The sequence below is a fragment of the Roseateles microcysteis genome (assembly GCF_036880965.1).
Classification (GTDB): Bacteria; Pseudomonadota; Gammaproteobacteria; order Burkholderiales; family Burkholderiaceae_C; genus JAUASW01.
The window spans coordinates 1-13,636 of sequence record NZ_JBAJMV010000005.1 but is presented as its reverse complement, the minus strand read 5'-3'; the positions used below and the strand labels follow the sequence as shown (position 1 = coordinate 13,636).

The 13,636-nt window shown below is 67.2% G+C and carries 10 protein-coding genes; 7 read left to right on the top strand and 3 right to left on the bottom strand.

The features are described 5' to 3' along the window. Positions 1-7: 7 nt before the first annotated feature. Both V3596_RS14450 and V3596_RS14445 read right to left on the bottom strand, forming a co-directional pair. Positions 8-793 carry an ABC transporter ATP-binding protein gene (locus V3596_RS14450; RefSeq protein ID WP_334278476.1) on the bottom strand — a complete coding sequence of 262 codons (786 nt, stop codon included), beginning with the start codon at positions 791-793 and terminating at the stop codon, positions 8-10. Then, positions 793-2,739 (bottom strand): AMP-dependent synthetase/ligase, encoded by a 1,947-nt coding sequence (locus V3596_RS14445; protein ID WP_334278475.1) that lies wholly within the window; start codon positions 2,737-2,739, stop codon positions 793-795. Before V3596_RS14445 ends, V3596_RS14450 begins: the two co-directional genes overlap by 1 nt. A gap of 170 nt (positions 2,740-2,909) precedes the next feature. Here V3596_RS14445 and V3596_RS14440 point away from each other — a divergent pair, with 170 nt between their 5' ends. Then, on the top strand, positions 2,910-3,668 hold the full coding sequence (locus tag V3596_RS14440; RefSeq protein ID WP_334278474.1) for a Crp/Fnr family transcriptional regulator: 759 nt from the start codon (positions 2,910-2,912) through the stop codon (positions 3,666-3,668). 14 nt (positions 3,669-3,682) lie between these two features. On the opposite strand, the gene V3596_RS14435 is transcribed toward V3596_RS14440, so the two are convergent. Beyond that, the gene (locus V3596_RS14435) at positions 3,683-4,276 is read right to left on the bottom strand and encodes a GNAT family N-acetyltransferase (protein ID WP_334278473.1); all 594 of its coding nucleotides are present in this window, start codon (positions 4,274-4,276) and stop codon (positions 3,683-3,685) included. Between the two features lie 160 nt (positions 4,277-4,436). Here V3596_RS14435 and V3596_RS14430 point away from each other — a divergent pair, with 160 nt between their 5' ends. From V3596_RS14430 to V3596_RS14405, 6 genes are all read left to right on the top strand, one after another. Next, complete coding sequence (locus tag V3596_RS14430) at positions 4,437-5,330, top strand: recombinase RecA (protein ID WP_334278472.1); 894 nt, start codon at positions 4,437-4,439, stop codon at positions 5,328-5,330. Beyond that, positions 5,287-6,600 carry a Y-family DNA polymerase gene (locus tag V3596_RS14425; RefSeq protein ID WP_334278471.1) on the top strand — a complete coding sequence of 438 codons (1,314 nt, stop codon included), beginning with the start codon at positions 5,287-5,289 and terminating at the stop codon, positions 6,598-6,600. The genes V3596_RS14430 and V3596_RS14425 overlap by 44 nt, the downstream gene beginning before the upstream one ends. Then, positions 6,597-9,818 carry an error-prone DNA polymerase gene (locus tag V3596_RS14420; protein WP_334278470.1) on the top strand — a complete coding sequence of 1,074 codons (3,222 nt, stop codon included), beginning with the start codon at positions 6,597-6,599 and terminating at the stop codon, positions 9,816-9,818. The genes V3596_RS14425 and V3596_RS14420 overlap by 4 nt, the downstream gene beginning before the upstream one ends. A gap of 67 nt (positions 9,819-9,885) precedes the next feature. Continuing rightward, on the top strand, positions 9,886-10,371 hold the full coding sequence (locus V3596_RS14415; RefSeq protein WP_334278469.1) for a hypothetical protein: 486 nt from the start codon (positions 9,886-9,888) through the stop codon (positions 10,369-10,371). A 105-nt stretch (positions 10,372-10,476) separates the two neighbouring features. Next, positions 10,477-11,871: a M16 family metallopeptidase gene (locus V3596_RS14410; RefSeq protein WP_334278468.1), complete on the top strand. Its 1,395-nt coding sequence runs from the start codon at positions 10,477-10,479 to the stop codon at positions 11,869-11,871. Between the two features lie 20 nt (positions 11,872-11,891). Continuing rightward, the gene (locus V3596_RS14405) at positions 11,892-13,319 is read left to right on the top strand and encodes a M16 family metallopeptidase (RefSeq protein WP_334278467.1); all 1,428 of its coding nucleotides are present in this window, start codon (positions 11,892-11,894) and stop codon (positions 13,317-13,319) included. Positions 13,320-13,636 lie beyond the last annotated feature (317 nt).

Below are 13,636 nucleotides of genomic sequence, written 5' to 3'. Positions count from 1 at the left end.
CCTGCCTTCAGTGCGAAGTGCCGAGATAGGCCCGGATCACGTCTTCATTGCGGCGGACTTCGTCGGGCGCGCCGTCGCCGATCTTCTTGCCGTAGTCGAGCACGACGACACGGTCCGAGATGTCCATCACCACGCCCATGTCATGCTCGATCAGCACGATGGTGGTGCCGAACTCGTCGTTCACGTCGAGGATGAAGCGGCACATGTCCTGCTTCTCTTCCACATTCATGCCGGCCATGGGCTCGTCCAGCAAAAGCACCTGCGGCTCCATCGCCAGCGCGCGGCCCAGGTCCACACGCTTTTGCAGGCCATAGGGCAGGCGGCCGACCGGCGTCTTGCGGTAGGCCTGGATCTCGAGGAAATCGATGATGCGCTCGACCTTTTCGCGCTGGGCGATTTCCTCGCGCTCGGCCGGACCCCAGCGCAAGGCCTGCAGCAAGAGATTGCTCTTCATGTGCAGGTTGCGGCCGGTCATGATGTTGTCCAGCACGCTCATGCCCTTGAACAGGGCCAGGTTCTGGAAGGTGCGGGCCACGCCCATCTCGGCCACCTGACGCGAGTTCATGTGCTTGAAGGTCTGACCCTTGAAGCTGATGGAACCCTGCGTCGGGTGGTAGACGCCGTTGATGCAGTTGAGCATCGAGCTCTTGCCCGCGCCGTTGGGGCCGATGATGGAGCGGATCTCATGCTCGCGCACATCGAAGCTGATGTCGGTCAGCGCCTTCACGCCGCCAAAGGCCAGCGAGATGTTCTTGACCTCGAGGATGACCTCGCCGATTTTCTTCGCGCTCATCAGGCGGCCCTCCGCGCTGGTGCGAATGTCTTCGTATCAACGATCTTCAAGTCTGCAGACACCGAGCCCGAGCGCCCATCCTCGAACTTCACCGCCGTCTCGATGAACTGCGAACTCTTGCCTTCGTACAGCGCATCGATCAGCACCGCGTACTTCTCGGCAATCGCACCACGGCGGACCTTGCGGGTGCGCGTGAGCTCGCCGTCGTCCGCATCCAGCTCCTTGTGCAGGACCAGGAAGCGGGTGATCTGGCTGCCCGCCAGCAACTCGTCCTGCGCCAGGTCGGCATTGACCTTCTCCACGCATTCGCGGATCAGTTCGTAGACCTCGGGCTTCTGCGCCAGGTCGTTGTAGCCGGCATAGGGCAGGTTGTGGCGCTCGGCCCAGTTGCCCACGGCATCAAAGTCGATGTTGATGAAGGCACAGACCTTCTCGCGCCGGTCGCCAAAGGCCACGGCCTCCTTGATGTGCGAGAAGAACTTGAGCTTGTTCTCCACATACTTGGGCGCAAACATGGCGCCGTCATTCGTGCCGCCGACGATGCGGCCCACATCCTTGGCCCGGTCGATGATCTTCAGATGCCCCGAGGCATCGAGGAAGCCGGCGTCGCCTGTGTGGTACCAGCCGTCGGCAGTCAGCACCTCGGCCGTGGCCGCGTCATTCTTGTAGTAGCCCTTGAGCAGGCCAGGCGAACGCACCAGGATCTCGCCACTGTCCAGCAGCTTGATTTCAACGCCCTCGATGGGCACGCCCACGGTGTCCGACCTGGCTTCGTTGTCAGGCTGCAGGCAGACGAAGACGGCTGTTTCCGTCGAGCCGTAGAGCTGCTTCAGATTGATGCCGATGGACCGGTAGAAGCTGAACAGATCGGGGCCGATGGCCTCACCGGCCGTGTAGGCCACGCGCACCCGGGAGAAGCCGAGCGTGTTGCGCAGCGGGCCGTAGATCAGCAGGTTGCCCAGGGCGTACTTGAGCTTGTCCAGCGCCGCTACGGGCAAGCCATCCATCAGCGCCGGGCCAACGCGGTTGGCCAGCGTCATGCAGCGCTTGAACAGCCAGCGCTTGGGCGCAGAAGCGTCTTCCATGCGGATCATCACGGTCGTCAGCAAGCCTTCGAAGACCCGCGGCGGCGCGAAGTAGTAGCTCGGCCCGATCTCCTTCAGGTCGATGGACACCGTGCTGGCCGACTCGGGGCAGTTCACCACATAGCCGCAGGCCAACCACTGCGCATAGCTGAAGACGTTCTGGCCAATCCAGGCGGGCGGCAGATAGGCCAACACCTCCTCGCTGCTGGTGAGCTTGTCGAAGCGGGCACCGGCCTGGGCGCGGTCGATCAAGGTGGCATGCGTGTGAATCACGCCCTTCGGGTTGCCCGTCGTGCCCGAGGTGAAGAACATCGCGGCGGTGTCGCTGTCCTTGACCGCCTCGATCCATTGGTTGAACAGCTGCGGATGCGCCGCCGCCTCGACCCGGCCGGCCGCGATCAGCGCATCCAGCGGAGAGAGGCCCGGCTCGTCATAGTTGCGCAGGCCGCGCGGGTCGTCGAACCAGATGTGCTGCAAGAGCGGCAATTGCTCGCGGATCTCGAGCAGCTTGTCGACCTGCTCCTGGTCCTCGACGACGGCATACGCGACCTCGGCATTCGACAAGGGGAAGATGAACTCGGCAGCCACCGCGTCTTGATAGAGCGGCACCGGAATCGCGCCCAGCGACTGGGCCGCCAGCATCACGGCCGACAGCCGCGGCCGGTTCTCACCGACCACCACCAGGTGCTGGCCATGCCGCAGGCCGGCCTGGTGCAGGCCATGCGCCAGCGCCTTGACCAGCTCGGCCAACTCGGCCCAGCTGGTGGCTTGCCAGATGCCGTATTCCTTCTCACGCAAGGCAGCGGCGTCAGGGCGCTGCCTGGCATGTTCGAGCATCAGACGCGGGAAGGTCGTCGTCAAGCGTGTCTCCTGCGGGACATCCTGTTGCGCCGAAAAGTCAGCGTTGGGTCCTCGAATGCAGCAATCCTAGGCTTCACTTTGACGCCTGCCTGTCGTTGCAACGACAATTCAAGGGCTATCCCGGCCCCAGGTTTTCACCAGGGTTTGCTGTCAGCCTCACGTCAACAAGCATGAGCTATGAATTCGTCCCGCTGAGCGCCGATGCCGCCCCCCTGAGCCATGCCCGCGGCACACCGCTGCGGCAGCGGGCCCGGCCAGCCACCGACGCCGAGCTGGCCGCCATTCCCTGGCTGGCCGTGCTGGAGAGAGCCCAGCGCGACCGGGTGGCGCAGCAACTGCAGGTGGCGGAGGCCGAGGTGGGCGAACGGGTCTGCCGCATCGGCAAGCCGGCCAACTTCTGGTTCGGCGTGATCGATGGCCTGCTGAAGATGAGCAACGACGACTCGACCGGCCAGGCCATCACCTTCACCGGCGTGCCGCCGGGCGGCTGGTTCGGCGAGGGCACCTTGCTCAAGCGCGAGGTCTATCGCTACAACATCCAGGCCCTGCGCCGCAGCGTGGTGGCCGGCCTGCCGCTGGAGAGCTTCCATGAGCTGCTCGAAACAAGCATTGCCTTCAACCGCTTCGTCATCAACCAGCTGAACGAGCGGCTCGGCCAGTTCATCGCCGCCCGCGAGATCGACCGCAGCAGCGACCCCGACCTGCGCGTGGCCCGCAACCTGGCCGCCCTCTTCCATCCGCAGCTCTATCCCGGCGTGGGCACGCTCCTGCGCATCACGCAGCAGGAGCTGGGCTATCTGGTGGGTCTGTCGCGCCAGCGTGTCAACCAGGCCTTGAAACGGCTTCAGGAAGACGGGCTGATCCGCATCGACTATGGCGGCCTGCGGGTGATGGACTTGCCGGCGCTGCGGCGCTTCGGTGCCAGCTGAAGCAAGGCCAGCGCTCAAGCGCCGAACGGCGTGGCCTGCGGCGGCAGGCGTGGCATCTCGGCGTAGTGGGCCGCCGCGATCTCGTAGAGCAGGTCGGCCGGCTGGCCCGGCACATTGGCCAATGAGCCCTTGAGCCTGAGGCCGGCGCGCTCCAGCGTCTTGCGGGAAGGCATGTTGGCCGGCTGCACCACCGCCAGCACGGCGTCGGCCTGTTGCTGCTCGAAGGCCAGGGCCAGCGCGGCCTGGGTCATCTCGGCCGCATAGCCCTGGCCCCAGGCCTGCGGACGGAAGCGGAAGTACAGGTTCAGGCCCTGGCGGCCTGCCACCTGGCGCAGCATCAGGCCGCCAAAGCCCAGCAGCTCCTCGGGCTGCTCACGCAGCGCAATCGCCCAGTAGCCGAATTCATGCGCCTGCCAGTGCCCCAGCCAGTCATCCAGTTGCTGCATCACCTCCTCGCGCGAGCTGGGCATGGGGCTGGCGCTGAAGCGCTGGCTGACCGGGTCGGACTGGATCTCGTAGAGCGCCTCCAGATCGGCCGGCTGCGGCGCGCGCAGCAGCAGCCGCTTGGTAGGCACCGCGGGCCAGGGGTCGGAAGCTTGCAAGCTCATGCGTCCAGGAGTGAGGGTTTTCCCGCATTATGACGATACCAAGTAAACCCTTGGTTTCAATGCGCCCACAGCGGTGAGGAGCTGTGACGCAATTGGCATCGGCAGGGGCTTGCGGGCTGCTTTCTGACCCATATACTGTACGTTCATACAGTATTCAAGCATGCCCGCCCTCCTCGCCCGCCCGGTCACGGCCTCAGCGCCATTGCCCGGTCTTTTTCCCCCGCTGCAGCAACCCGCCTCGCCCACCGAGGCGCTGCTGGCCGACCCGCGGCTGTGGCGCGCGGCCAGCCTGGGCAGCTCGGTCAGCCCCTGCATCTCCAGCGGTTTTGCCGCCCTCGATGCGGAGCTGCCCGGCGGTGGCTGGCCCACCCGCTCGGTCTGCGAAATCCTGCAGGCGCAAGGCGGCATGGCCGAATGGCGGCTGCTCGGGCCGGCGCTGCGAGGGCTGCTGAAAGAGCGCCAGCTGCCGCAGCATCAGCAGCCACAACAACGGCAGCAGTCCAGGAAGAAGAGCAAACCGGTTGCACCGACCGCTCGCCCCGTGCTTCTCATCAATCCTCCGTATGCGCCGCATCTGCCCGGCCTCCTGGCCCATGGCCTGAGCGAGAAGCAGCTGGTCTGGATAGCCCCGGCGCAAGCCGAGCAGGCGCTGTGGGCCACCGAGCAGGCGATCAAGGCCAACGCCGCTGCGGCCCTGCTGGCCTGGCTGCCGGCGGCACGGCCGGAGCAGATCAGGCGGCTGCAGGCGGCAGCGCTGGCGTCCAATGCGCCGGTCTTCCTGTTCCGGCCACTGGCGGCGCAGCTTCAATCCTCGGCCGCGCCCCTGCGCCTCTTGCTGGCGAGCGGCGCGTCCTGGTGCCTGGAGCTGCAAATCCTCAAGCGGCGCGGCCCGGCGCTGGAAGAGGCGCTGAGGCTGCCAGCCGTGCCCGATGCCTTGGCCGAGATGCTGGCGCCACGCCTGCTGCTGCCGCCGCGTGCAGCCGCAACTCGTCCGAACCTGGAGACCGGCCATGAGCCCGCGTCCGCACTGGCTCGCGCTGCGGCCCTGCAATGAGCCCGCCCCGGCCGATCTGCAGCAGACCCTGGCCTGGTGGTCGCTGCAGTTCACGCCGCGCGTGGCCTTGCTGGAAGAGGCAGTGCTGCTGGAGGTGGCTGCAAGCCTGCGCCTGTTCGGCGGCCGGCGGGCCCTGCATCGCCGCCTGCTGAGCGAAGCCCAGGCGCTGGGCCTCGGTTTGGCGGGCCTGGCCTGGGCGCCCACCAGCCTGGGCGCGCTGGCGCTGGCACGCGGCGGCGTGCTCAATGGCTTTGCCCGGCCGCTGCCCGAGCTGCTGGATGCGCTGCCGCTGGCCTGCCTCAGCGCTGCCGCCGCCGAAGCGCCCATGCTGGAGCGCCTGGGCTGCCGCCGCCTGGCCGACGTGCGCGGCCTGCCACGCGGCGCCAGCGCGCGGCGCTTTGGCGCGAAGCTGCTCGCGGCGCTGGACCAGGCCTATGGCCTCGCACCCGAGGCGCACGAGTGGGTGCAGGCGCCCGAGCGCTTCAGTGCGCGGCTGGAGCTGCCTTTCCGCATCGAGCATGCGCCGGCCCTCCTGCATTACAGCGAGCCGCTCCTGCGCCAGCTGTGCGCCTGGCTGGCCGCACGCCACGCCGGCATCAAGCGCCTGACCCTGGCCTGGCAGCACGATGCAATGCGCCCGCGCGAGGCCGGCACCGGCGGCGAGCTGCAGCTGGGCACGGCCGACAGCACGCGCGACTTCACCCATCTGCGCCGCCTGCTCGGCGAGCACCTGGCGCAAACCCAACTGGCCGCACCGGCCGGCGAATTGCGCCTCAGCGCGGACAGCATCGAGCCCTTGCAGCTCGTCAGCGACTCCCTGCTGGCCGATGGCCCCGAGCAGGCGCGCGAGCCGGCCAATCAATTGCTCGAAAGGCTGGCCGTTCGCCTGGGCGCCCAGCATGTGCGCCGCGCCGTGCCGCGCGAAGACCACCGGCTCGAATGCATGCAGGACTGGCTGCCCTGGGGCCAGGTCTTGCCTGCGGCCAAGGCTCGGCCGCCACTGCAGCCCCAGCCCACCTGGCTGGTCGAGCCACCGCAGCGCCTGCTCGCCCATCACGACAAGCCGCTCTACCGCGGCGAGCTGCAGATGCTGGCCGGGCCGCAGCGCATCGAGGGTGGCTGGTGGGGCCAGCCGGGCCTGCAAGAGGCCGGGCATCAGCAGCGCGACTACTACCTGGCCCGCAACCCCGAGCAGGCATTGCTGTGGATCTTCCACGAGCGCCTGGGCGGCGAGCGCTCGCATTGGTATCTGCACGGGGTGTTCGCATGACTGGCGCCACTCACTTTTCGCCGCAATCGTCCGACGAAGAGAACCTGGTCGGCCGACCAGCCTATGCCGAGCTGCACTGCCTCTCGAGTTTCAGCTTCCTGCGCGGCGCCTCCGACCCCGACGAGCTGGTCGAGCGCGCCACCGAACTCGGCTACGAGGCGCTGGCGATCACCGATGAATGCTCGCTGGCCGGCGTGGTGCGGGCCCATGCCCATCTGCGCCGATTGAAGAACGATCCGCCCGAACACCTGGCGGACCTGCCCCTGCCCAAGCTCTTGATCGGCAGTGAATTCCTGCTGCGCGATGCCAGCGGCGAGCCCGCCTTCAAGCTGCTGATCCTGGCCCGCAATATGAACGGCTACGGCAACCTCTGCCAGTTCATCACCGGCCTGCGCCGCGCCAGCGCCACCAAGGGCGAGTACCGGCTGAACTGGTCCGACCTGCGTCCCCATGTGCTGGACGATTGCCTGGCCCTGCTGGTGCCGCGCCGCGCCGCCAGCGATGCCGAGCTGCTGGAGCAGGCCGGCTGGCTGCTGCGCCATTTCACCGGCCGCGCCTGGATCGCCGTGGAGCTCCTGCAGGAGCTGGGCGACGAGCGCTGGCTGCAGCGTCTGCGCAGCATCTCCGAGGCCACGGCCCTGCCCCTGGTGGCCAGCGGCGATGTGCACATGCACCGCCGCTCGCGCAAGGCCTTGCAGGACGTGCTGACAGCGGTGCGCGTGGGCCGCCCCATTACCGAATGCGGCCTCGACCTGCAGCCCAATGCCGAGCGCCATCTGCGCAGCAAGCTGCGCCTGGCCCAGCTCTACGCGCCCGACCTGCTGGCCCAGACGCTGGCCGTGGCTGATGCCTGCAGCTTCTCCATCGACGAGCTTCGCTACCACTATCCCAGCGAGGTGATACCCGAGGGTGCCACGCCGGCCAGCCATCTGCGCGCGCTGACCGAAGCCGGCATGAAGAAGCGCTGGCCGAAGGACGGCGGCGAGAAGTGGCGCGAGCGCGTCGAGCATGAGCTGGCCCTGATCGCGGAGATGAAGTACGAGCATTACTTCCTGACCGTGGCCGACATCGTGGACTACGCCCGCTCCATCAAGATCCTCTGCCAGGGCCGCGGCTCGGCCGCCAACAGCGTGGTCTGCTTCTGCCTCTACATCACCTCGGTCGATCCGGCCGACAGCACGCTCCTGTTCGAGCGCTTCATCAGCCGGGAGCGCAACGAGCCGCCAGACATCGATGTGGACTTCGAGCATGAGCGGCGCGAGGAGGTCATCCAGTACCTGTACCACAAGTACGGCCGTGACCGCGCGGCCATAGCGGCCACCGTCATCCGCTACCAGCCACGCAGCGCGATCCGCGATGTGGGCAAGGCGCTGGGGCTGGAGGAGGCCCTGGTCGAGGCCCTCGCGAAAGACCACAGCGGCTGGTCCGACCAGGCCCTGCCGCCGGCGCGGCTGCAGGCCTTGCAGGAGGAGCTGGGGCTCGATCCGCAAGACCGGCGCCTGAACCAGCTCGTGGTGCTGAGCCGCCAACTGGTCGGCATGCCGCGCCACCTGAGCCAGCATGTCGGCGGCTTCGTGCTGACACAGGGGCCGCTCTCGCGCCTGGTGCCGATAGAGAACGCGGCCATGCCCGAGCGCACCGTCATCGAATGGGACAAGGACGACCTCGACACCGCCGGCCTGATGAAGGTCGATGTGCTGGCGCTGGGCATGCTCACCTGCATCCGCCGCTGCTTCGATTTCTACCGCCAGCTGCGCCAGCGCGATATAGAGCTGGCCAGCATTCCGCAGGACGACCAGGCCACCTACGACATGATCTGCAAGGCCGACACCGTGGGCGTGTTCCAGATCGAGAGCCGGGCCCAGATGTCCATGCTGCCGCGCCTGCGCCCACGCAGGTTCTACGACCTGGTGATCGAGGTCGCCATCGTGCGGCCCGGCCCGATCGAGGGCGGCATGGTCCATCCGTATCTGCAGAACCGCGCCAAGAAGCCGCAAGACATCTACTACCCCAAGGAGGCACTGAAGGCCGCCCTCGAGCGCACCTGCGGCGTGCCCATCTTCCAGGAGCAGGTGATGCAGGTCGCGATGATCGCGGCCGACTTCAGCCCCGGCGAAGCCGACCAGCTGCGCCGCGCGATGGCGGCCTGGAAGCGGCCCGGCGACCTGGAGCGCTTCTACGAGAAGATCATCACGAACATGCGCAAGAACGGCTATGAGGATGATTTCGCCGAGCGCATCTTCAAGCAGATCAAGGGCTTCTCGTCCTACGGTTTCCCGGAGTCGCATGCGGCCAGCTTCGCATTGCTCACCTATGTGTCGAGCTGGCTCAAGTGCCATGAACCGGCGGCCTTTCTGTGCGCCCTCTTGAACTCGCAGCCGCTGGGCTTCTACACGCCCAGCCAGCTGGTGCAGGACGCGCAACGGCACGATGTGGAGGTGCGCCCGGCCGACGTGAGCTGCAGCAACAAGGACAGCACGCTGGAACTGCGCGAAGGCCAGGAGCAGCCTGCTGTGCGCCTGGGCTTGCGCCTGGTGTCGGGCTTGTCGGATGCGGCGGCCGAGCGTATCGAGAAAGCACGCGAGCAAGACGGCGCGTTTGCAGACGCGCAAGACCTGGCCCTGCGCGCCCAGCTCGATCAGCGCGAGATGCAGCTGCTGGCCGCCGCCGATGCCCTGATGTCGCTCGCCGGCCACCGCCGCCAGCAGGTCTGGCAGGCCTCCGCCCTGCGCCGCGCGCCGCCGCTCCTGCGCGAAGCCACGGTGGATGAAGCCGAATTGCAATTGCCTGAAGCCGCAGAAGGCGAAGAGGTCTTGTGGGACTACCGCTCGCTGGGCCTCACCTTGCGCAGCCATCCGCTGGCCCTCCTGCGCGAGCGCCTGGCCCGGCGCGGCCTGAAGAATGCCGAGCAATTGAAGCGCTGGCCGAGCGGCCGCAGCGCACGCGCCTGCGGCATGGTCACCGGCCGCCAGCGGCCGCAAACCGCCAAGGGCACCTTGTTCATCACGCTGGAAGACGAAACCGGCGCGGTACAGGTGATCGTCTGGCCCGATGTCTATGCCGCGCATCGCTCCACCATCCTCGGCTCGCGGCTGCTGGCCGTGCGCGGCACATGGCAGCGCGGCGACGGAGGCGTCCAGCACCTGCTGGCCCGCGACTTCGAAGACCTCTCGCCGCTGCTGGGTCGGCTGGTGCTGGGCAGCCGGGACTTCCGCTGAGCCTCGGGCCCGCATCGGCCACTGGCGACAATCCCCCCCTTTCCAGAAAACTCCATCGACCCAGACCATGACTGACAGCGCCAGCCCAGAGACCATCAACGAGCCCCGCCTCTGGCGCGACAAGGGCTGGACCGCCGAGGTCATCAAGAACGAAGACGACGACGGCTGGGCCGTGGCCATGTACCTGGATGGCGAGTCCGAGCCGGCCCTGGTCGGCCCCTGGACCATGGGGCGCGACAAGAAGAACCCCAAGCCGCTGGACGTCAATGCCTTCAACACCTTGGTCAAGACCGCGGCCGAAGTGATCCGTCGCCACGAGCAGCAATTGCATGCGCAACTGCACAAGGAGCTGCGCGTGGACACGGCCGAAGACCGCCTGACCATCAGCTTCGACATCGTGCCCGATGAAGACGCGCCGCATGCGCTTCTGAGCGCGCATGACCGCGCCGGCGAGAAGCTGGGGCAGGCGCGCGTGCGGCCCGACTTCCGTTTCAACCAGGCCAGCGCCGAAGCCTGGGTGGCCGGCGGCTTCGAGAAGCCCGCGGGCGGCTGAATGCCAAAAGTCACACCCGCAAAATCCGCCTAATATCCGGCTCTTCCAAAAGCCGTGCAGCAGCAGTCGGGCGCCGGCATTTCTCTATCCAAGAGGATCAAGTTCATGCGCATTCCCAAACTTTCCCTGCTGCTGGCCGGCATGGCGCTGTCAGTCTCGGCGCTGGCCGCCGATGTCGATCGCTGGACCGTGCCCGTCGCGAGCAAGAAGCTCGCCAACGGCCTGACCGTGCTGGTCTCCGAAGACCGCAGCTCGCCCACCATCGGCGTCAGCGTGGTCTATCACGTGGGCATGCGCCTGGAGCCCAAGAACCGCACCGGCTTCGCCCACCTGTTCGAGCACCTGATGTTCCAGGGCACGCCCAAGGCGCCCAAGGGCGTGTTCGACCAGGTCATCACCAGCGGCGGTGGCCGCAACAACGGCTCGACCCGCCCCGACTTCACCAACTACATCGAGACCGCCCCGGTCTCGGCGCTGGAATCCATCCTGTGGATGGAAGCCGACCGCATGAAGACGCTGGACTTCAACCCCGCAACGCTGAAGAACCAGCAGGACGTGGTGAAGGAAGAGATCCGCGTCAATGTGAAGAACAGCCCCTACGGCGGCTTCATGTGGATCGACATCGGCCAGCTCGCCTTCAACAAGTGGGAGAACAACCACGACGGCTACGGCAGCTTCCAGGACCTGGAGAACGCCAGCCTCGACGATGTGCGTGCCTTCCACCGCGACTACTACGGTCCGAACAATGCCGTGCTGTCCATCGCTGGCGACCTGACGCCCGCGCAAGGCTTCGCGTTGGCCGAGAAGTATTTCGGCGGCATCCCGAAGCGCCCGGTGCCGGCCGGCACCGATTTCCGCGAAGGCCTGAACACGGCCGAGAAGCGCATCGAGCAGAGCGACGCGCTGGCCCAGGTGCCGGCCATTGCCGCCGCCTGGAAGATGCCCGACCGCGGCAGCAAGGATCAAGCCCCCATGGCCGTGCTCGGCGAGCTGCTTGCCGGCGGCGATGCCTCGCGCTTCTACCAGGGCCTGGTCAAGGGCCGCGAGCTGTCCTTGAACATGAACTCGCTCTACGGCCTGACCAGCCCCTGGGAATATGACGGCCCGACACTGTTCACCGTCTTCACGCTCTACAAGCCCAACAGCAACGCGGATGCCGTGCTCGCCGCGATGGACGAGGAAATCGCCAAGGTGGTGAAGGACGGCGTGGACGACGCCACGATGAAGCGCCTGAAGACCAGCATGCTGGCCAGCTGGTACGACGGCCTGGAGAGCTTCCTCTCGCGCGCCGACACACTGGCCAAGCTGCAGACACTGTGGGGCGATGCCAAGGTCATCAACAAGATCCCGGACTGGATTTCGGGCGTCACTTCCGCTGATGTGCAACGCGTGGCCAAGACCTACCTGACCCGCGAGAACCGTTCGGTGATCGACCGCAAGCCGGCTCCCAAGCCCGCGCCGGCCGCACCAGCGCCCGCCGCAGCCGACAAGAAGCAATAAGCCAGACGAGGACCAAGACCATGTTGAACATCAAGATGTCCAAGACCACCCTGGCCCTGCTCGCTGCCTGCGCGCTGATCGGCGGCCAGGCACAAGCCGCCACCGTCAAGCTGCCGGCCGAGCTGCCCGCCTTCGGCCAGGACAAGCCCATCCCCGTGCCGCAGATCACCAAGAAGACCCTGGCCAACGGCCTCGAGGTGTGGGTCGTGCCGCGCCAGGGCCTGCCGCGCGTCGATTACGTGCTGGCCGTGCGCGGTGCCGGCGCCAGTGCCGATTCGGCCGCCCAGGCGGGCTTGGCCAGCATGCTGGCCGGTGGCCTCAACGAGGGCACGGCCCAGCGCAGCTCGCGCCAGATCGCCGAGGCCGCGCAGGGCATGGGTGGCTCGGTTGGTGCCGGCAACAGCAATGACGGCATCACCGTCTTTGCCAACGCCGTCAGCTCGCAGGCGCCGGCCATGCTGAAGCTGCTGGCCGAAGTGGCACGCACGCCCGCCTACCCGGACAAGGAAGTGGCCCTGGCCAAGGCCAATGCCCTGCAAGGCCTGAAGGCCTCCGAGGCCAACCCTGGCTACCGCGCCGAACGGGCGCTGGGCTTCGCCGTCTATGGCGACCACCCCTACGCCCACACACGCGCCACGGCCGAGAGCATCAATGCCACCACGCCCGAGCTGCTGCGCGCCGAGCATGGCCGCCGCTTCCGCCCGGAACGCAGCCTGCTGGTCGTCACCGGTCGGGTCAATGCCGCTGAGATCTTCAAGCAGGTCGAGGCTGCATTCGGTGACTGGAAGGCCACGGGCGAAGCCCCGGCCGCCGCGGCTGCCTCGCCGAGCACGGCCGCCGTCCAGCGCATCCTGCTGGAGCGTCCGGGCAGCGTGCAGGCCACCGTGCGACTGGGCCGTCCCGGCAACAAGGCTGCGGCCACTGATCAAGTGCCATTGCGCCTCGCTTCCACCATCATCGGCGGCGGCTTCAGCAGCCGCGTGAACCTGAACCTGCGCGAGGAAAAGGGCTACACCTATGGCGCCTCGGCCGGTGCACGCAGCTTCCGCGACGGCGGCATCGTCGTCGGCGGCGCCGACGTGCGCAACGAAGTAGCCGGCGCCTCGCTGAAGGAGTTCTTCTCCGAGTACACGCGCCTAGGCAGCGAGCTGGTCAGCGACGAAGAGATGGCCATGAACAAGCGCTATGTGGCCGGTGGCTACCTGATCAGCACCCAGCTGCAAGGCTCGGTGGCGCGCCAGCTGGCCAACAACTGGCTGATCGGCCTGCCGTCCGAGTTCCTGGGCAGCTATGTGCCGCAGATCCAGAAGGTCACGGCCAAGCAGGTGCGCGAGATCGGCAAGAAGTACTTCGACCCGGCCACGCAGAGCATCGTCGTCGTCGGCGACAAGGCCGCAGTGAGCGAGCAGCTCAAGGCCTACGGCGAGTTCACCGTCCAGGCGAAGTAAGCCAGGTACCAGGCAAGCAAGGGGCCGCAGCCGCGAGGCTGCGGCCCTTCCCTTTTCTTGATTCATCGCCAAACTGCGAGGCGACGACAACCGGCACGTAGCAGTCGTTCGCGAAGCCACTTCGGGAGAGCGTTGCACGGCAACCCGGGCAGCCGCACGGCTCAGGCAAGGGGGCCGACCTTGCAGGCCGACTCCCCTGCGCTGCTCGCAACTCGGGGCGGCACGCAACTCGCTTCTCTCACTTCGTTCGTTGCGCTCAGACAGGGCGTGCCAAGTCAGTCGTTGAGGCACGCTGCGCGTGCTGCCCCGAGCCGCTG

Excerpts from the sequence above, each read along its gene's own strand:
- V3596_RS14420 (WP_334278470.1), top strand. The coding sequence starts at position 6,597 with ATGACTGGCGCCACTCACTTTTCGCCGCAATCGTCCGACGAAGAGAAC.
- V3596_RS14435 (WP_334278473.1), bottom strand. The coding sequence starts at position 4,276 with ATGAGCTTGCAAGCTTCCGACCCCTGGCCCGCGGTGCCTACCAAGCGG.
- V3596_RS14425 (WP_334278471.1), top strand. The coding sequence starts at position 5,287 with ATGAGCCCGCGTCCGCACTGGCTCGCGCTGCGGCCCTGCAATGAGCCC.
- V3596_RS14450 (WP_334278476.1), bottom strand. The coding sequence starts at position 793 with ATGAGCGCGAAGAAAATCGGCGAGGTCATCCTCGAGGTCAAGAACATC.
- V3596_RS14415 (WP_334278469.1), top strand. The coding sequence starts at position 9,886 with ATGACTGACAGCGCCAGCCCAGAGACCATCAACGAGCCCCGCCTCTGG.
- V3596_RS14405 (WP_334278467.1), top strand. The coding sequence starts at position 11,892 with ATGTTGAACATCAAGATGTCCAAGACCACCCTGGCCCTGCTCGCTGCC.
- V3596_RS14410 (WP_334278468.1), top strand. The coding sequence starts at position 10,477 with ATGCGCATTCCCAAACTTTCCCTGCTGCTGGCCGGCATGGCGCTGTCA.
- V3596_RS14430 (WP_334278472.1), top strand. The coding sequence starts at position 4,437 with ATGCCCGCCCTCCTCGCCCGCCCGGTCACGGCCTCAGCGCCATTGCCC.
- V3596_RS14440 (WP_334278474.1), top strand. The coding sequence starts at position 2,910 with ATGAGCTATGAATTCGTCCCGCTGAGCGCCGATGCCGCCCCCCTGAGC.